This is a genomic window from Nocardioides oleivorans, assembly GCF_004137255.1.
Lineage (GTDB): Bacteria > Actinomycetota > Actinomycetes > Propionibacteriales > Nocardioidaceae > Nocardioides > Nocardioides oleivorans.
This window is the reverse complement of sequence record NZ_SDWT01000001.1, coordinates 2,507,218-2,524,982: the sequence shown is the minus strand read 5'-3', so window position 1 is coordinate 2,524,982 and position 17,765 is coordinate 2,507,218. Positions and strand designations below refer to the sequence as shown.

Annotated in this window: 15 protein-coding genes; 11 read left to right on the top strand and 4 right to left on the bottom strand. The window is 72.3% G+C overall.

The window, feature by feature from the left end; translation table 11 throughout:
* Window positions 1–57: 57 nt before the first annotated feature.
* Window positions 58–1,752: a fumarate hydratase gene (locus tag EUA93_RS12040; protein WP_129400356.1), complete on the top strand. Its 1,695-nt coding sequence runs from the start codon at window positions 58–60 to the stop codon at window positions 1,750–1,752.
* A 67-nt stretch (window positions 1,753–1,819) separates the two neighbouring features.
* Here the strand turns inward: EUA93_RS12040 and EUA93_RS12035 are convergent, their stop codons facing one another.
* Both EUA93_RS12035 and EUA93_RS12030 read right to left on the bottom strand, forming a co-directional pair.
* A complete protein-coding gene (locus EUA93_RS12035; protein ID WP_129400355.1) occupies window positions 1,820–2,320 on the bottom strand; it encodes a hypothetical protein in 501 nt (166 codons plus the stop codon).
* A 595-nt stretch (window positions 2,321–2,915) separates the two neighbouring features.
* Window positions 2,916–3,791 (bottom strand): MerR family transcriptional regulator, encoded by an 876-nt coding sequence (locus EUA93_RS12030; protein ID WP_165355141.1) that lies wholly within the window; start codon window positions 3,789–3,791, stop codon window positions 2,916–2,918.
* A 220-nt stretch (window positions 3,792–4,011) separates the two neighbouring features.
* Here EUA93_RS12030 and EUA93_RS12025 point away from each other — a divergent pair, with 220 nt between their 5' ends.
* Window positions 4,012–4,677: an HNH endonuclease family protein gene (locus EUA93_RS12025; RefSeq protein WP_207208670.1), complete on the top strand. Its 666-nt coding sequence runs from the start codon at window positions 4,012–4,014 to the stop codon at window positions 4,675–4,677.
* A gap of 43 nt (window positions 4,678–4,720) precedes the next feature.
* The gene (locus EUA93_RS12020) at window positions 4,721–5,392 is read left to right on the top strand and encodes a spermidine synthase (RefSeq protein WP_129400352.1); all 672 of its coding nucleotides are present in this window, start codon (window positions 4,721–4,723) and stop codon (window positions 5,390–5,392) included.
* Here the strand turns inward: EUA93_RS12020 and EUA93_RS12015 are convergent.
* On the bottom strand, window positions 5,389–7,284 hold the full coding sequence (locus tag EUA93_RS12015) for a penicillin-binding transpeptidase domain-containing protein (RefSeq protein ID WP_242497342.1): 1,896 nt from the start codon (window positions 7,282–7,284) through the stop codon (window positions 5,389–5,391). The genes EUA93_RS12020 and EUA93_RS12015 overlap by 4 nt on opposite strands.
* 65 nt (window positions 7,285–7,349) lie before the next feature.
* On the opposite strand from EUA93_RS12015, the gene EUA93_RS12010 reads away from it, so the two are divergent.
* Window positions 7,350–8,462, top strand: coding sequence for an aromatic ring-hydroxylating oxygenase subunit alpha (locus tag EUA93_RS12010; RefSeq protein WP_129400350.1), 1,113 nt, complete (start codon window positions 7,350–7,352; stop codon window positions 8,460–8,462).
* A gap of 20 nt (window positions 8,463–8,482) precedes the next feature.
* Here the strand turns inward: EUA93_RS12010 and EUA93_RS12005 are convergent, their stop codons facing one another.
* A complete protein-coding gene (locus EUA93_RS12005; protein ID WP_129400349.1) occupies window positions 8,483–10,561 on the bottom strand; it encodes an acetate--CoA ligase family protein in 2,079 nt (692 codons plus the stop codon).
* A gap of 68 nt (window positions 10,562–10,629) precedes the next feature.
* Between EUA93_RS12005 and EUA93_RS12000 the strand changes: the two genes are divergently transcribed.
* From EUA93_RS12000 to EUA93_RS11970, 7 genes are read left to right on the top strand one after another with little or no spacing between them, the layout of a single operon-like run.
* Window positions 10,630–11,352 carry a TetR/AcrR family transcriptional regulator gene (locus EUA93_RS12000; RefSeq protein WP_129400348.1) on the top strand — a complete coding sequence of 241 codons (723 nt, stop codon included), beginning with the start codon at window positions 10,630–10,632 and terminating at the stop codon, window positions 11,350–11,352.
* The gene (locus EUA93_RS11995) at window positions 11,352–12,464 is read left to right on the top strand and encodes a polyamine ABC transporter substrate-binding protein (protein ID WP_129400347.1); all 1,113 of its coding nucleotides are present in this window, start codon (window positions 11,352–11,354) and stop codon (window positions 12,462–12,464) included. The genes EUA93_RS12000 and EUA93_RS11995 overlap by 1 nt, the downstream gene beginning before the upstream one ends.
* A gap of 2 nt (window positions 12,465–12,466) precedes the next feature.
* Entirely contained in the window at window positions 12,467–13,357 is an 891-nt protein-coding gene (locus tag EUA93_RS11990) for an ABC transporter permease (RefSeq protein ID WP_129400346.1), read from the top strand.
* On the top strand, window positions 13,357–14,190 hold the full coding sequence (locus EUA93_RS11985) for an ABC transporter permease (RefSeq protein ID WP_129400345.1): 834 nt from the start codon (window positions 13,357–13,359) through the stop codon (window positions 14,188–14,190). Before EUA93_RS11990 ends, EUA93_RS11985 begins: the two co-directional genes overlap by 1 nt.
* Window positions 14,187–15,278, top strand: a complete 1,092-nt coding sequence (locus tag EUA93_RS11980; protein WP_129400344.1) for an ABC transporter ATP-binding protein — start codon at window positions 14,187–14,189, stop codon at window positions 15,276–15,278. The genes EUA93_RS11985 and EUA93_RS11980 overlap by 4 nt, the downstream gene beginning before the upstream one ends.
* Window positions 15,275–16,600: a flavin monoamine oxidase family protein gene (locus tag EUA93_RS11975; protein ID WP_129400343.1), complete on the top strand. Its 1,326-nt coding sequence runs from the start codon at window positions 15,275–15,277 to the stop codon at window positions 16,598–16,600. Before EUA93_RS11980 ends, EUA93_RS11975 begins: the two co-directional genes overlap by 4 nt.
* Before the next feature lie 9 nt (window positions 16,601–16,609).
* Window positions 16,610–17,764, top strand: coding sequence for an acyl-CoA dehydrogenase family protein (locus EUA93_RS11970; protein ID WP_129400342.1), 1,155 nt, complete (start codon window positions 16,610–16,612; stop codon window positions 17,762–17,764).
* The last annotated feature ends 1 nt before the right edge of the window (window position 17,765 follow it).

Genomic DNA, 17,765 nt, shown 5'->3' with positions numbered 1-17,765 from the left:
TCCACCGGGCCCGGCCCGTGCGTCCGGCGCGCGCCCCGCGGCGTACGCTCAGCACTCGTGAGCGACGCTGACTTCCTCTACTCAGACCTCCTCCCCACCGCCGGTTCCAACGGTGCAGCCGAGACGCCCTACCGGCTCGTGACGACCGAGGGCGTGTCGACCTTCGAGGTCGACGGACAGACCTTCCTGAAGGTCGACCCCGAGGCGATCCGACGGCTCACCGAGGAGGCGATGCACGACATCAGCCACTACCTCCGGCCCGGCCACCTCGCCCAGCTGCGCAAGATCATCGACGACCCCGAGGCCTCCGGCAACGACCGCTTCGTCGCGCTCGACCTGCTCAAGAACGTCAACATCTCCGCCGGCGGCGTGCTGCCGATGTGCCAGGACACCGGCACCGCGATCGTGATGGGCAAGAAGTCCGAGGGCGTGCTCACCGGCGCCGACGACGGCGAGGCGATCAGCCGGGGGGTGTACGACGCCTACACCCGCCTCAACCTCCGCTACTCGCAGCTCGCGCCGCTGACGACGTTCGAGGAGAAGAACACCGGCACCAACCTGCCGGCGCAGATCGAGCTCTACTCCACGCCGGCCAAGGAGACGCCTGAGTACAAGTTCCTCTTCATGGCCAAGGGCGGCGGCTCGGCCAACAAGTCGTTCCTCTTCCAGGAGACCAAGGCGGTCCTCAACCCGACGCGCCTGATGGAGTTCCTCGACGAGAAGATCCGCTCGCTCGGCACGGCCGCCTGCCCGCCGTACCACCTCGCCGTCGTCATCGGCGGCACCAGCGCGGAGTTCGCGCTGAAGACCGCGAAGTACGCCTCCGCGCACTACCTCGACGACCTCCCGACCGAGGGCTCGATGGCCGCCCACGGCATCCGCGACACCGCGCTCGAGGAACAGGTCTTCGAGCTCACCCAGTCCTTCGGGATCGGCGCGCAGTTCGGCGGGAAGTACTTCTGCCACGACGTCCGCGTCATCCGGCTCCCCCGCCACGGCGCCTCCTGCCCCGTCGCGATCGCCGTCTCGTGCTCGGCCGACCGGCAGGCGCTCGGCAAGATCACCCCCGACGGCGTCTTCCTCGAGCAGCTCGAGACCGACCCGGCCCACTACATGCCCGAGGCCGGGATGGCCGACGACATCGCCGGCGGCGAGGTGGTCCAGGTGGACCTCAACCAGCCGATGGCCGACATCCTCGCCGAGCTCTCGCAGCATCCGGTCAAGACGCGGCTCTCGCTGACCGGCCCGCTCGTCGTCGCGCGCGACATCGCGCACGCCAAGATCAAGGAGCGCCTCGACGCCGGCGAGGAGATGCCCGACTACCTCAGGAACCACCCGGTCTACTACGCCGGTCCGGCCAAGACGCCCGAGGGCATGCCGTCGGGCTCCTTCGGCCCGACGACCGCCGGTCGGATGGACTCCTACGTCGAGCAGTTCCAGGCCGCCGGCGGCTCGATGGTGATGCTCGCCAAGGGCAACCGCTCCAAGCAGGTCACCGAGGCGTGCGGCACCCACGGCGGGTTCTACCTCGGCTCCATCGGCGGCCCCGCCGCCCGGCTCGCGCAGGACTGCATCCGGTCCGTCGAGGTCGTGGAGTACGAGGAGCTCGGCATGGAGGCCGTCTGGAGGATCGAGGTCGAGGACTTCCCCGCCTTCATCGTCGTCGACGACAAGGGCAACGACTTCTTCACCGACCCCTCCGGTGCCGTGACCGTGCCGATCACCGGCATCAAGGTCCGCTCGGCCCAGTAGCGGATTCCGGGAGCTCGGCCCCGGACGTCATACGGACAGGGCAGGCGCTCGCCCCTTCCGGATGACGTCACGCGGCTCGACGCCAGCCTCCGAGTGCCAACGCCTGCTCGACCTGCTCGAAGAAGGCATCCGGTTCGAGCCGGAGACCGAGCAGGGGCATCCGCAGGACCCGGTCGCTGGCGATGACGAGCGAGTTCTGCCGCAGCGCGTCACCGATCACACTGGTGGCCCAGGTGTGCTGGATCCCGTCGATCTCGAGCACGAGCCCGAACTCCTCCCAGTAGAGGTCGAGGTAGTAGCGCCCGTCCCGCCCCTTGCGCACGACCTGCTGCGTCGGCATCGGCATGCCGCGGCGCCGCAGCTCTCGTACGACGTCGAGCTCGCCGAGCGACCGGGCGCCGTCCAGCAGGTCGAGGATCGTCTCCTGCACCAGCCGCCTGCGCCGGTCCCGCTTGATGCGAAGCGCCTGCGCGCCCAACAGCTCGGCGGTGGTCATCCCTTGCTGGAGCACGAGCGTCAGGACGTAGGTCGCCTGGCGGTCGGACGCCGCCCACAACGCTGCCCGCACGCCGGCCACGTCCGGACCGGGTCCGCGGGATGCCTGACGGCGCGAGGTCGGCCGCCGCCCAGCGACGCGTCTGGCGGATGTCGTAGAGGCGCGATCGGCGTACGCGTGCACCCCGAGGCACCGACACCCGGTGACGGTCGACCTCGAAGCGCTCCAGACCGCCCGCGACGAGGGCGGATGCGCCGTCGAGACATGCCCGTGGACCTCCCTGGAAGACCGACGCCCACTGGTGGCCCTCGTCCGAGATCACGCTGTTGTGCAGGCACACCGACTGGTCGCCCACCAGCTGCCACCGGTGTGCCCGCACCTGGCCCCTGACCTCGGACCGCGTGATGCCCAGCGCGTAGAGCTGTGGCCGGGACAGCACGCCTCCCTGCCGGGCAGCTGCTCGCCTCGCGACGGCGAGGCGGGGATCGTCGTACGGAGGTCTGCTTCGGCATGCCCCGAGCCTGCGGACCCCGCGACCCGCTCGCACCTCGCCGCCGCCGAGGCTGTGGAGAACCTCCGTCGACCGCGGGTTGTGGATGTCCACCGGCTCGGGCACCCGACAGGACGTCATACGGACAGGGCAAGCGGTCGCGCCCTCCGTATGACGTCAGGAAGCCTGTGCCCGGTGGAGCCGGTCGGCGAGGGCGACGGCGCCGGCGCCGGGCAGGTGTCCGAGGTGCTCGGGGCCGGCGACGGCCTCCTGGTGGGCTCCGCCGAGGAGCACGGAGGTCAGCGGGAGCAGCGCCTCGACGGCCTCGCGGACGGCGGGGAGGTCCTCGACGGTCGGCGCGGCGAGCACGACCGCCTCCGGCTCGAGGAGCGTCACCGTGCCGATCCAGGCCTCGAGCGGCAGGTCGCCACCGAGGTAGGTGACCTGCACACCCCGCGAGCGCAGCACCAGCGAGAAGGCCAGGACGCCGAGCTCGTGGCGGCACCCGCGGGCCAGGCCGACCACCACGCGGGGACCGCCGACCGGTGCGGCGGGCTGCGCCTGCAGGACCTGGGCCAGGCGCCGCTGCACGGCGGCGGTGACGAAGTGCTCGCCCGCGACGGAGACGTCGCCGCGTCGCCAGGCCAGGCCCAGCCGCTCGAGCGAGGGCAGCAGCCAGCCGTCGACCACCGTCACCAGGTCGCGCCCGGCGAAGGCGTCGGAGAGCGCCTTCTCCAGACGGGGTACGTCGAAGTCGCGGGCGCAGGCGGCGAGCTCGTCGACGCGGTGGTCGGTCGCCTCCACCCCGCGCCGCGGGAGCTCCGCCTCGGCCCCGGCGGTGTCCTCGACCACGTGGCGAGCGGCCTCCTGGGCCGACCAGCCGGCGTCGACGAGGCTGCGCATCACGACGAGCCGGCGCACCGCCTCGTCGTCGTAGAGCCGGTAGTTGCCCGGGGTCCGCTGCGGGACGACGACGCCGTAGCGCTGCTCCCACTTGCGGAGCGTCCCGGACGGCACACCCGTGAGCTCGGCGGCCCGACTGACGGTGTACACCGGCCCAGAATAAGGCTCCGGAAGCCTGTCGGCAGCGGATGGACGCAGCGGACCGACCGTCGGCTTGCGCAAGATGTGGTCAAGGCCTTGACCGAGGAAGTGGGCAAGGGTCGGACACCTTCCGGGGGCGCGCACGGGCGTCCCGGACGTGGGTGCGGACCTTGCAGTGCACGATCCTGTGGGTTACCGGCCGACGCCGACCCGCCACAGGATGAGGCGCATGACCTCTCTCGGGCGGGTCCTCGCGACCTCGGCAAGCGCACTCCTCCTCTCCGGCACCCTGGTGGCCCTCTCCTCCGGAGCCGCCCACGCCGACTCCTCCTGGAGCGGCACGCTGACGTCCGGGATCTCGGCGATCCCGGTCGGCACGGAAAGCCGCACCGGCTACGACCGCGACCTCTTCCGGCACTGGGTCGACGCCGACGGCGACGGGTGCGACACCCGCGCCGAGGTGCTGGTCTCGGAGGCGGAGGACGCCCCGACGGTCGGCTCGTCGTGCAGCCTCAGCGGCGGCCGGTGGTACTCCTACTACGACGGCGTGTCCCAGACCTCGGCCTCGGCCCTCGACATCGACCACATGGTGCCGCTGGCCGAGGCGTGGGACTCCGGTGCCGGCGGGTGGTCGGCCTCGCGGCGCGAGGCGTACGCCAACGACCTGGGCGACAGCCGCACGCTGGTCGGCGTCACCGCCTCGCTCAACCGCTCCAAGGGCGACCAGGACGTCGCCGAGTGGCTGCCGCCGATCAACGGGTGCCGCTACGTCAAGGAATGGGTCGCGGTGAAGATCCGCTGGGGCCTCATCGCCGACCCCGCCGAGCAGGCCGCCCTGCAGGAGGCGGCCTCCGGCTGCACCGACTCGGCGATCACGGTCACCGTCGTCTCCTGACCCTGCGGCGTGACGGAGGTCGGCGACCCGTCAGGATGTGCCCGTGGAGAGCGTCGAGATCGCCCGGGCCGAGACCGAGCGCGGTGAGGTCGTGCTGCGTCGGCGCACGTCCGAGGCCGCACCCGACGTGCTCGAGCTGCGCGTCAACGGCGTCTTCGTGATGGACACCCTCGAGACGACGAGCGAGATCGAGCTGGCCGCGCAGGCGCTCGAGGCCGTCTCCGACCCGCGCAACGTGCTCATCGGCGGACTGGGTCTCGGTTTCACGCTCCAGCGCGTGCTCGGCGACGCGCGGGTCGAGCGGGCGGTCGTCGTCGAGATCGAGGAGCCGCTGGTGCAGTGGATGCGCGACGGCACCGTCCCGCACGGCCCGGCCCTGCTGGCCGACACCCGCGCGACGGTGGTCAACGCCGACATCGCGATGGCCATCGCGGAGGCGCGGTCGTCGTACGACCTCGTGCTGCTCGACGTCGACAACGGCCCGGGCTACCTCGTCCACGAGACCAACGAGGCGGTCTACGAGTCGGCGTTCCTGCAGCGGTGCCGCGACGTCCTCGCACCCGGCGGGGTGCTGGTCATCTGGTCGGCGAGCGCCGCGCCCGACCTGCTCGCGGCGATGCGCGGGGTCTTCGGCGAGGCCGAGGAGCAGGCGCACGACGTGCTGCTGCAGGACCGACCGGAGGAGTACTTCCTCTACCTCGCCCGCCTGTCCTAGCGGAGGAACGCCTCGAGTACGGGCCCCGCGGTCTGCGAGCCCGAGACGCCCGTCTCGACGAACACCGCGACCGCGAGGTCGCCGCGGATCGCGATCATCCACGCGTGGGTGGGCAGGTCGCCGGCGGCGTCGGGCTCGCCGTACTCGGCCGTGCCGGTCTTCGCGCCCGTGACCCCGGGTACGTCGAGGAGGAACCGCCCCGACCCCGAGTCGACGACCGCGCGCACGAGGCCGCGCAGCTGGGTCGCCTCGCCCGCGGTCAGCGGCACCTCGGGCTGCACCTGCTCCACCCGGTGCTCGGGCAGCAGCGTGGGCAGCACGGTGCGACCGGCCGCGACGGAGGCCGCCACCGTCGCCATCGCGAAGGGGCTCGCGAGGACCGTGCCCTGGCCGATCAGGTCGGCCGCCGCGCCGGTCTCGGTCTCGGGCGGTGGCACCTGGCCGAAGTAGACGGGGAAGCCGAGGTCGTGGTCGACGCCGAGGCCGAGCGCTGCGGCGGCAGCGGCCAGGTCGCCGTCCGCGAGCCGGTCGGCGTTGCCGATGAACGCGGTGTTGCAGGAGTTCGCGACGGCCTGGGTGAGGGTGATGTCGCCGATCGCGGAGGCGGGGTAGTCGTCGTAGTTCTTGAAGGAGCGGCCGTCGACCACGGTGGTCGCGGGGCAGGCGACCCGGTCGCTCGGCGCCGTCCCGCTGCGCAGCAGCGCCAGCGAGCTCACCACCTTGAAGGTCGAGCCGGGCGCGTACTGCCCGGTGTCGGCGAGGTCCGCACCCGCGGCGCCGGCTCCGTTGGCGGTGGCCAGGACCGCGCCGTCCGAGGGCCGGATCGCGACCAGCGCGCTGGCGGGACCGACGCCCGCGAGCGCACCCTCGGCCTTGACCTGCAGGGCCGGGTCGATCGTCGTCGCCAGCGCGGTGCCGTCGGTGGCGGGCGCCTCGAAGAGCGTGCGGAGCTGGTCGTCGGCGCCGCGGGCGACGACCGCCGTGCCGGCGGTGCCGCGCAGCTGCTCGTCGTAGCGGGCCTGGAGCCCGGACAGCCCGACCTCGTCACCCGCGACGACCGCGCCACCGGACTCCTCGACGGCGTCCTCGGTCGCGGCGCCGACCCGGCCGAGCAGGGCCGCGGCGAACTCGCGCGACGGTGCGAGCGGCAGGGTGTCGTTGACCGCCAGCGCGCCGGGCACCTCGCGGAAGGCGGGCAGCACGTCGAGGGCGTCGTCCTCGCGCAGGACGACCGCCTCCACGAAGGCCTCCGATCCCATCGCCTTCGCGCGGGCGACGTACGACGCCGGGTCGAGGTCGAGGATCCGCGCGATCCTGCGCGCGCTCCGGGCGACCTGGGCTCCCTCGACCTTGGTCTTGTCGAGTCCGTAGCGGAGCACCGGGCGCTCGGTGACGAGGACGGCGCCGTCGGCGCCGGTGATGTCGCCGCGGTCGGGGGTGAGCGTGCGGAGGCCGAGCGTGTCACCGTCGGCGAGGTCGGGCGCGAGCGACTCGGGCGACCAGTCGACCGACCACTCGTCGCCGGCCGCCGACAGGCGCGCGGTGGTGTCGTAGGCCCAGGTCCGGCCGTCGGCCACCTGCCAGCTCCACGACAGGCCGACGTCGGCGCGGCCCTCCTCCTCGACGGTCTCGACCGACGCCACCGAGACCGCGACCGGCAGCTCGTCGAGCGGCGCGACCAGCTCGGCGAACGCGTCGCGCGCGGAATCCTCGCTCAGCGGCACGTCCCCGAGCGTGTGCTGCGACAGCGCCGCGGCGAGCTCGACGGCGAGGTCACCGGCCGGGTCGGAGTCGTCATCGCCCCCGAGGACCGAGCAGGCAGAACCCACCCCGACGAGGACGAGGCACAGGGCGAGAGCCGGGACAGGACCGGAAGCGGGACGCGAGCGCACGCGCCCCATCATGGCTGGTGGGTCGGACGTCGACGGGATCGGTTGACTGACTGTACAGTCAGTTCATGTCCTCTGCGCCCATCCGCACGACCCTGCCCGGACCCGCCTACCACTCCGCCGACGACTACGAGCGGGACCGCGAGAGGGTCTTCTTCCGCAACTGGATCTACGTGGCGCGCGCCGAGCGGCTCCCGCGGGCGGGCTCGTGGATGCGCTTCGAGATCGCGGGCGAGTCGATCCTCGTCGTGCGCGGCAAGGACGACGAGCTGCGCGGCTTCTACAACGTCTGCCGGCACCGCGGGTCGCAGCTCTGCGACGACGAGCAGGGCGAGGTGCGCACCCACCTGCGGTGCCCGTACCACGCGTGGGGCTATGCACTGGACGGCACGTTGGTCACCACGCCGATGATCGAGAAGGACGAGATCGACCGCCCGTCGACCTCGCTGTGGCCGGTGCGGGTGGACGTCTGGGAGGGCTTCGTCTTCGTCAACCTGTCCCGCGAGGAGCCGCCGACGCTCCTCGAGTCCCTGGCCGACCAGCAGGACGAGCCGCTCGGCCTGGCCAGGGTCGGCCTCGCCCAGCTCCGGATCGGGCACGTCTCGACGGTCGAGGTGAGGGCCAACTGGAAGATCGTGCTCGAGAACTACAACGAGTGCCTCCACTGCCCGACGGTCCACCCCGAGCTGATGGCCGTGGTGCCGGCCTACCGCAAGGGCAGCGTCTTCGAGCCCGGTCGCGACGACGGCGGGGTCACCCTCGCCGACGGCCGCACCAGCGTCGCCGCCGACCCGCGCCTGCGGCTGCCGCTGCTGCCGGGCCTCAAGGGCCAGGAGGGTCCGTCGGCCTACTTCGGGGCGGCGGTCTACCCGACGATGTTCCTCGACGTGGACGGCTCGACCGCCCTGGCAACGGCGGTGTTCCCGACCGGTCCGCAGAGCTGCCGCCTGGTCACCGAGTACCTCTTCAGCCCGGAGGCCTTCGACGACCCCGAGTTCGATCCCCGGCCGGTCATCGACTTCAACGAGCTCGTCACCCGCCAGGACAACGAGGCCTGCGAGCGGGTGCAGCGCGGGGTCACGTCACGGGCCTTCGACCACGGCGTGTTCCCCGCCAAGGACGGCTGGGTCCACTCCTTCGACCAGCGCTACCTGCGCGACGTCGAGGGCGACCGAGGCTGACCGAGCCCGGCCCAGGGCACTCAGCCCAGCACCACTCGCGCGTCCAGCGCGAGCACGCCGCCAGGCCCGGCGAGCACCGGGTTGAGCTCCAGCTCGGCGATCTCGAGGTGGGCGGCGGCGAGCACGGAGAGCCGCGCCACGACGTCACTGAGGGCATCGAGGTCGACCGGAGCACGACCCCGCGTGCCGAGCAGCAGCGGCGCACCGCGCAGCGACAGCAGCAGCTCGCGCGCGGTCTCGACGCCGACCGGGGCGAGCGCGCATGAGGTGTCGCCGAGCACCTCGGCGAAGATGCCGCCGAGCCCGACCATCACGACCGGCCCGAACCTCGGGTCGCGCACGCAGCCGACGATCAGCTCGACGCCCTCCCCGAGGTCGGCCATCTCCTCCACCGACACCGCGGGCGGGTCCAGCCGCGCGACGAGGTCGTCGTACGCCTCGAGCACCTCGGCGCGCGACCCCAGCCCCAGCACGACTCCCCCGCCCTCGGACTTGTGCAACCGCCCGGTGGCCTTGAGCACGAGGGGGTACGCCATCCCCGGATCGGACAGCGCGGACTCGAGGCCGACGCGGCCGGTGACCGACACGGAGGCCGCGACGGCCACCCCTGCTGCGGCCACCAGCTCGCGCGAGGCGGCGTACGACGTGTCGGTGACGGGCTCCGCGGCCACGACCACCCGTGCCTCCGGGCGACGGGTGGCCGGCTCGACGAGCCCGGCGAGCACCGCGCACGCCCGGTCGACGTCGCGGTGCACCGGGACCCCCGCGGCGCGCAGCAGCCGCATCGACGGGCTGTCGGGATGGATCGTCTGCACCACGAGCGGCTTGTCCTGCGCGGCGACCGCGGAGGCCATCGCCGCCGCGGCGGCCAGCTCCGGTCCGGCGAGGTCGGTCTCCTCCTTCGAGTAGCCACCGAAGTAGCCCGTCAGCAGCACCGCGTCGACCTGTGGCGAGGCCAGCAGCGCGGCCACGGCGCGCGCATAGCTCGCGACGTCCTGCTCGCCGGCGCCGGCCAGGTCCACCGGGTTCGTCACGGTGGAGTGCTCCCAGAGCCCGGCGGCCAGCGCGGTCGTCGTCGGCTCCGTCAGCACCGGGACCTGCAGTCCCGCGACCTCGAGGGCGTCGGCCGCGACCGCACCGTGGCCGCCGCCGTCGGTGACGATGCCCGTACGACGTCCCGCAGCCCGCCGCGGTGCACGGAGGGCCGCCAGCAGGTCGGCCATCTGCGTGGGGTGGTCCACCCGGTGGGCCCCGACGGCGGCGCAGGCGGCGTCGACCACCGCGGACGAGCTGGTCAGCGACCCGGTGTGCGAGGCCGCGCTGCGCACCGCCGCTTCGGTGCGGCCCGGGGCCAGCAGCACGACCGGCTTGCCCGCCTCGCGGAGCGCCCGGGCCGCGGCCAGGAACGCGTCGCCGTCGAGCACGTCCTCGACGTAGATCGCCACCGCCCGGGTGCCGTCGTGGTCCACGCAGGCACGCATGAAGTCCACCACGCCGAGGTCGGCCTGGTTGCCGAGCGAGACGAACCGCGACACCCCGAGCCCCCGCCGATCCAGGAGGTCGGCGAGGTCCAGCACGAGGTTGCCGCTCTGGCTCAGCACGGCCACGTCCCCCGCAGGCAGGACCGCGTGCGCGAGCTGGAGCGACGTCGTGGTGTCGGCGACACCGAGGCAGTTCGGTCCCACCAGCACCGCGCCCGCCGCCCGGGCGAGCGCGAGCCCCTCCGCCTCGACCCGGGCTCCCTCCGGTCCGGCCTCCGAGAGGCCGGCTGTGATCGCCACGATCGCCCGGGCGCCCGCGTCGACTGCGTCCCCCACCGCGCCGACGAACCCGGCGACGGGGACGCACAGCACGACCAGGTCCAGGGCGGCACCGTGCGCCCGCGCCGCCGCAGCGGCCGAGACGTGCGCCGGGCGACCGAGCACCTGTCCCCCGCCGCGGTTGACCAGCAGCACCTCGCGGTCGCCGCCCGCAGCCAGCGCACGACGGGCGAGGACGTTGCCCCACTTGGCGGTGTCCGCGCTGGCGCCCACGATGGCCACGCTGCGCGGCGAGAACAGCGCGTCGAGCGACGCGACCGACGGCCCTTGACGGCTCACGCGGGCGACTTTAACATCGCCTGACTGACTGAACAGTCAAATCTTTCCACGGGACGACTGGGGGGCTGATGGCGTCGGGACCCACGGTCGGCGCGACGTCCGGCACGACGTCCGGCACGACGACCGGCGCAGCGCTCAACCAGCGCGAGCAGGCCGCCGCCGACGCCCGTTCGCGGATCCTCGCCGCGGCCGCGACGTGCCTCGTGCGCGACGGCCTGGCCAAGGTGCGGATGGCCGCGATCGCCCGTGAGGCCGGCGTCTCCTCGGGCCTGCTGCACTACCACTTCGACACCAAGGAGCTGCTGTTCGGCGAGGTGCTCGCCTACTCCCACGGCGTCTCCACCGAGCTCAACGCGCAGGCGGTCGCGAGCGCCGGCGAGGGCTCGGCGGCCCGGCTCTCGTCGTTCCTCGACCGCTGCCTGCCGAGCGACGACCGGCTGCGGCACGAGTGGATGCTGTGGCAGGAGCTGGCCCTGCTCTGCATCCGCGACCCCCACCTCGCCAAGGTCGGCCAGGACGTCTACGAGCTGCTCTACAGCTCGGTCGAGGAGATCCTCGAGGACGGCGTCGAGCGCGGCGACTTCACGCTGCGCACCGGCGCCCGCCAGCTCGCCGAGACCGCGGTGGCGATGACCGACGGCCTCGGGGGCCGGGTCCTGGCCGGCGACCTGGGCCTGGCCGAGGCCCGGACGGCCCTGACCACCACGATGGGCATCCTGGTCGGCCTCGACGACCCGCTGCCGCCGGCCGCACCCTTCCCGACCTCCCCTCCGGGCCCAGGGCGGAAGTGATGCGGGCCAGCCGGCGCGGCGTCCTCGCGGGCGGCCTCGCCCTGGGGGCCACCACGCTGCCCGGCTGCGCCTACATCCGCGACGACGTACCCACCAGGGCCCCGCTCCCCGCGTCGGCCCGGGCGAAGGTCGACGGCGACCTCGTCTACTTCAACTGGGCCGACTACCTCGCGCCGAGCGTGGTCAAGGGCTTCCAGGAGGAGTACGGCGTGAAGGTGATCGAGTCCAACTACGACTCGATGGAGGGGATGTACGCCAAGCTCGCCGCCGGCAACCAGTACGACGTCGTCTTCCCGATCGCCAAGTGGGTCGTCAAGCTGCGCCAGGAGGGCAAGCTCCGCGCGATCGACCACGCCGAGCTGACCAACGCCGACCAGGTCTTCTACTCCGGCTCCTACTTCAACGACCCCTGGTACGACGCCGGCTCGCAGGCGTCCGTGCCGTTCACGGTCTACAAGACCGGCGTCGGCTGGCGCACCGACCGGGTGTCGACGATGACCGGCAGCTGGAAGGACCTCTGGAACGACGAGGCGCGCGGGCGCATCTTCACCCTCGACGACCAGGACGAGGCGCTCGCGATGGCGGCGCTGCTGCTCGGCTACGACGTGAACACCGCCGACCCGGGGGAGCTCGACGACATCAAGGACGTGCTGATCAGCCAGAAGGACTACCTGCGGGCCTACTCCTCCGACGACATCAACAACATGGTCGCGGGCGACGCCTGGGTCCACCACATGTGGAGCGGCGACTTCCTCTACCTCCGCCAGGGGCTGGCCGACGACCCGACGACGTTCGACTTCGAGTCGCCGAGCGAGGGCGCGCCGATCAACTCCGACGCCTACGTCATCCCCGCCAACGCCCGGCACCCCGGCACGGCGATGCTCTTCATCGACTACCTGCTGCGGCCCGAGAACGCCGTCACGAACATGAACTACCTCTACTACCCGTTCCCGGTGAAGGACGCGCTCCCCGCCTTCGCCGACCTCGCGAAGGACGTGCCCGCCTGCAACATCGAGCTGGGCGACCTCGAGAACGAGAACGTCTTCCGCCTCCTCGACACCGACGAGGTCCAGCGTCGTGCGGCGGTCTGGACCGAGGTCAAGGCCAGCTGACCATGACGACCGTCGAGCAGGGTGACGTGCACACCGGGACGCGGAGGTCGGCCCAGCGCACCTCGCTGTGGGGGTGGCTCCTCGCGCTGCCGACGGCGTGGATGGTGACGTTCTTCGTCTCCAGCATGGCGCTCATCGTGATGCTGTCCTTCGGGCGCACCACCAACGACGGCTACCCGGCCTTCGCCGCCAGCACCGCCAACTACCGGGCGATCTGGAACGAGGTCTACCTCGAGCTGTTCCTCCGCTCGCTGCTCTACGCGCTCGCCACCGTCGTCATCTCGGCGCTCATCGCCTACCCCGTGGCGTACGCCATCGCGCTGCACGGCGGCCGCTACAAGAACGCGCTGATCGCCGCGATCGTCGTCCCGTTCTTCGCCAGCTACCTGGTGCGGATGTACGCCTGGAAGGCGCTCCTGTCGGACGACGGCCTGGTCAACAGCGGCCTGCGCGCCAGCGGGATCAGCGACGGCGTGACCTTCCTCAACACGCCCTGGGCGGTGGTCGGCGGGCTGGTCTACGGCTTCGTGGTCTTCATGATCCTGCCCGTCTACGCCTCGCTCGAGCGGCTCGACACCTCGCTCATCGAGGCCGGCAAGGACCTCTACCACGGCCCGGTCCGCACGTTCGTCGGCGTGACGCTGCCTGCGACGCGCGCCGGGCTCTACGGCGGCGCACTGCTGGTCTTCCTGCCCGCGCTGGGTGACTTCGTCAGCGCCCAGCTGCTGGGAGGTGCCAGCACCTACATGATGGGCAACCTCGTGCAGCAGCAGTTCGCCGAGGGGCAGAACTGGCCGCTGGGCTCGGCCCTGACCGTCGGCATGATGGCTGCGCTCACCGTGCTGATGGTCGCCTACCTCCGCGCCACCGCGACCCGAGGGGGCGAGCGCTGATGGCGCGGCGACGCCGGCTGGAGCGCAAGCCGCTCCTCGCGGTCGTGGCCACGGTCGTCTTCTTCGCGTGGCTCTACCTGCCGATCCTCGCGGTCGCGCTCTTCAGCTTCAACGACAAGAAGTCGCTGTCGTCGTTCTCCGGCTTCAGCCTGCGCTGGTACGACGACCTCGTCCACGACCGCGCCCTGCTCGACTCGCTGGTGGCGAGCCTGACGATCGCGAGCATCGCGACGGTCGGCTCGCTCGTGCTGGGGACCATGCTCGCGCTGGGGCTCGAGCGGGTCACCTCACGGCGCGGCCGGGTCATCGGGGCGGTCACCCTGCTCCCCCTCGTCACGCCCGAGATCGTCACGGGAGTCGCGGCCCTGCTGCTGTTCACCGGCATCGGGATGAAGCTCTCGATGACCACCGTGGTCCTCGCCGAGATCACGTTCTCGATCGCCTACGTCACCGTGATCGTGCGGGGACGGCTGACCGCCATCGCGCTGGAGGTCGAGGAGGCCGCCCGCGACCTCGGGTGCACGCCCGCCCAGGCCGTGCGGCTGGTCATCCTCCCGATGCTCGTCCCCGCCCTCCTCGGCGCGGGCCTGCTGGTCTTCGCCCTCGTCTTCGACGACTTCGTGCTGGCGTTCTTCACGACCGGGGTCGACCCCCAGCCGCTGCCGGTGCGCGTCTACTCCTCGATCCGCTTCGGCGTCTCGCCCTCGATCAACGCGATCGGCACCCTGATGCTGCTCGGCTCGGCACTGCTGATCGTGGCGGCCCTGACGCTCCCGCGGCTCTTCGGCCGCGGGCAGTCCAGCCTCGACCTGATCACCGGAGGCCACCGATGACGCCCGACCCGACGAGCACGGCCACGACGTCCTCGGTCTCGCTGCGGGGCCTCACCAAGGTCTTCGGCAGCTCGACCGTCGTCGACCACCTCGACCTCGACATCGCGCGGGGCGAGTTCTTCTCGCTGCTCGGTCCGTCGGGCTGCGGCAAGACCACCACGCTGCGGATGGTCGCCGGGTTCAGCGACCCCACGTCCGGCACGATCCTGGTCGGCGGCGAGGACGTCACCGCCACTCCCCCGCACCAGCGCGACGTCAACACGGTCTTCCAGAGCTACGCGCTCTTCGAGCACCTCGACGTGCGGGGCAACGTCGGCTTCGGCCTGCGTCGCAAGGGCATCGACCGCGGCACGATCGAGGCTCGCGTGTCGGAGATGCTCGAGCTGGTCGAGCTCGGCAGCCGGGCGAAGGAGCGCCCGAACCGGCTCTCCGGGGGCCAGCGCCAGCGGGTCGCGCTCGCCCGGGCCCTCATCAACCAGCCGCAGGTGCTGCTGCTCGACGAGCCGCTCGCGGCGCTCGACCTCAAGCTGCGCCACGCCATGCAGGCCGAGCTGAAGGCGATCCAGCGCGAGGTCGGCATCACCTTCCTCTTCGTCACCCACGACCAGGACGAGGCGCTCAGCATGAGCGATCGGGTCGCCATCATGAACAACGGCGTCATCGAGCAGTGCGGGACGCCCGAGGACGTCTACGAGCACCCGGCGTCGGTCTTCGCCGCCGGCTTCATCGGCACCAGCAACCTGATGAGCGGCACCTGGTCGGACGGCTGCGTCCAGGTCTGCCCGGGCATCGCGGTCCCGGCCCCCGGACACCGTGGATCCACGCCGGGCGACGCCGTCAGCGTGACGGTACGGCCCGAGAAGATCTGGCTCACCGACCTCGGCCCGGAGATGTACCGCGTGGCCGGCACCATCGTGGCGACGAGCTACCACGGCGCCACCACGCACTACTCGGTCTCGATCGCCCCCGACGTCACCCTCACCGTCCTCGAGCAGAACCTGCCGCGGATGCGCGCCGAGGACCGCTGGAACGCCGGTGACCGGGTCGAGGTGGGCTGGCTGCCCGAGCACACGGTGGTGCTGCGATGACGTCCGCGTCCGACGTGGTGGTGGTCGGCGCCGGGCTCGCCGGCCTGTCGTGCGCCCGCGACCTCGAGGCGGGTGGCGCGACGGTGACCGTGCTCGAGGCCCGACCCCGCGTCGGCGGTCGCGTGGAGCAGGTCGACCTGCCCGACGGTCGCGTCGTGCAGCTCGGCGGCGAGGTCGTCGGCAACGCCCACACCAGCTACCTCGGCCTCGTCGCCGAGCTCGGGCTGACCCTGACGGCGTCCTACGTCGCCGAGCCCGGCGAGATCACCCGCCAGGTGCCGGGGTCGGTCGACGTCGGGGCGTGGCCGTCGTGGTGCACCCAGGCCGACCGGGCGTCGTACGACGACGTCGAGGCCGCGCTCGAGAAGGTGCTCGCCACGATTGACCCCGCCGACCCGTGGTCGTGCCCCGACCTCGAGCGCCTCGACCGGCTCAGCCTCGGTGGCTGGCTCCGCGAGGTCGGCGCGACCCCCCACGTGCAACGCCTCTTCGAGCTCGTCCACCTCAGCCTCGCCGACGGCTCGATCGAGCGGCAGAGCCTCTTCGCCTACGCGCGCAAGACCGTCGTCGGCGGCACGACCGGCAGCTACGACGTCGAGCAGTGGGAGAACCTCCGGGTCGCCGAGGGCTCCGCCACCGTCGCGCTCACCCTGGCAGCCGGTCTGCAGGACGTCCGGCTGTCGACCCCGGTCCGCAGGATCCGCGTCCGCCGCGGCGGCTGCACGGTGACGACGTACGACGGCGAGGGGCTGCGCGCCGACGCGGTGGTCCTCGCCGTGCCGTCCGGGCCTGCGCGCGACATCGACGTCGACGGGGTGAGCGAGGCCCGGCTGACCTCGCTGCGACGGCAGCGCCACGCACCGGCCGCCAAGCTCGTGGCGGCGTACGACGACTCCTTCTGGCGCGCACGCGGCCAGAACGGGCTCTCGGAGAGCGAGGGCGTGATCGGCTCGACCTGGCCGCAGCAGCAGGGCGTGCTGTCGGCCCTCGTCCCGCCCGAGCGCTACGCCGGCTTCGTGGCGACCGACCCGGTGACCCGCACCCGCGAGGCGCTCGCCCAGGTCGCGGAGATGTTCGGACCGGAGGCGACGGCACCGCTGCAGACGTGGACGCGGCTGTGGGGCACCGATCCGTGGACGCAGGGCTACGTCACGAGCTGGCACCCCGGCGACGTGCTGGCGGTCGGACCGCTGCACGGCACCCATGAGCCGCCGTTCTACGTCTGCGGCTCCGACCAGTGGGTCGCCGGTTACATGGAGGGCGCCGTGCGCACCGGGCGGTCGACGGCTGCGGCGGCACTGGCAGAGCCCGACGGGAAGTAGGAGACAACCATGGACTTCGGCATGACCGACGAGCAGCGCAGCATCGTCGAGGTGACCCGCGCGTTCGTCGAGCGCGAGCTCTACCCCCACGAGGAGGAGGTCGAGCGCACCGGCGTCGTCCGGCCCGAGCTCGTGGCGCAGATCCGGGCGAAGGCCCTCGCAGCCGGGCTCTACGCCGCCAACATGCCCGAGGAGGTCGGGGGCGCCGGGCTCGACACCGTCACCTGGGTGCTCTACGAGAAGGAGCTCGGCAAGGCCAGCTACGCCCTGCACTACACGGGCGTCGCGCGGCCGTCCAACATCCTGCTCGGTGGCACCGAGGCGCAGAAGGAGCGCTACCTGCTCCCGTGCGTGCGCGGCGAGCGGGTCGACTGCCTGGCCATGACCGAGCCCGAGGCGGGCTCGGACATGCGGGGCATGCGCTGCCGGGCGGTGCGCGACGGGGACGGCTGGCGGATCACCGGCACCAAGCACTTCATCAGCCATGCCGACGAGGCCGACTTCGTGATCCTGGTGGCGGTGACCGGCAGCGACGAGAGGGGCCGCAACGAGATGTCGACCTTCCTCGTCGACCTCGACACCCCCGGCGTCGCCGTGCACGACGGCTACCGCAACGTCTCGCACCGCGGCTACCACAACTCGATCCTCGACTTCGACGGCGCGTGGGTGCCCGCCGACGCCCTGCTCGGCGAGGAGGGCAGGGGCTTCGAGCTCGCCGGGAAGTGGCTGGGCTCGACCCGGCTCCAGGTGGCCGCGTCCTGCCTCGGCCGCGCCGAGCGCGCCCTCGAGCTCTCGATCGCCCACGCCGCGAGCCGCCACCAGTTCGGCCAGCCCATCGGCCGCTTCCAGGGCGTCGGCTTCAAGCTCGCCGACATGGCGACCGAGCTGCGCGCGGCCGAGCAGCTCACCCTCTACACCGCCTGGAAGTACGACCAGGGCACCGCCACCGACGCCGACATCGCGATGGCCAAGCTCAAGGCCACCGAGATGCTGCAGATGGTCTCCGACGAGGCCATCCAGATCCACGGCGGCATGGGACTGATGGACGAGCTGCCCCTCGAGCGGATCTGGCGCGACGCCCGGATCGAGCGGATCTGGGACGGCACGTCGGAGATCCAGCGCCACATCATCAGCCGTTCGATGCTGCGACCCCTGGGAGCCTGAG

Bases quoted from the DNA above. Each gene is read 5' to 3' on its own strand.
- EUA93_RS12025 (WP_207208670.1), top strand. From the start codon at position 4,012: ATGACCTCTCTCGGGCGGGTCCTCGCGACCTCGGCAAGCGCACTCCTC.
- EUA93_RS12010 (WP_129400350.1), top strand. From the start codon at position 7,350: ATGTCCTCTGCGCCCATCCGCACGACCCTGCCCGGACCCGCCTACCAC.
- EUA93_RS12000 (WP_129400348.1), top strand. From the start codon at position 10,630: ATGGCGTCGGGACCCACGGTCGGCGCGACGTCCGGCACGACGTCCGGC.
- EUA93_RS11995 (WP_129400347.1), top strand. From the start codon at position 11,352: ATGCGGGCCAGCCGGCGCGGCGTCCTCGCGGGCGGCCTCGCCCTGGGG.
- EUA93_RS11990 (WP_129400346.1), top strand. From the start codon at position 12,467: ATGACGACCGTCGAGCAGGGTGACGTGCACACCGGGACGCGGAGGTCG.
- EUA93_RS11985 (WP_129400345.1), top strand. From the start codon at position 13,357: ATGGCGCGGCGACGCCGGCTGGAGCGCAAGCCGCTCCTCGCGGTCGTG.
- EUA93_RS11980 (WP_129400344.1), top strand. From the start codon at position 14,187: ATGACGCCCGACCCGACGAGCACGGCCACGACGTCCTCGGTCTCGCTG.
- EUA93_RS11975 (WP_129400343.1), top strand. From the start codon at position 15,275: ATGACGTCCGCGTCCGACGTGGTGGTGGTCGGCGCCGGGCTCGCCGGC.
- EUA93_RS11970 (WP_129400342.1), top strand. From the start codon at position 16,610: ATGGACTTCGGCATGACCGACGAGCAGCGCAGCATCGTCGAGGTGACC.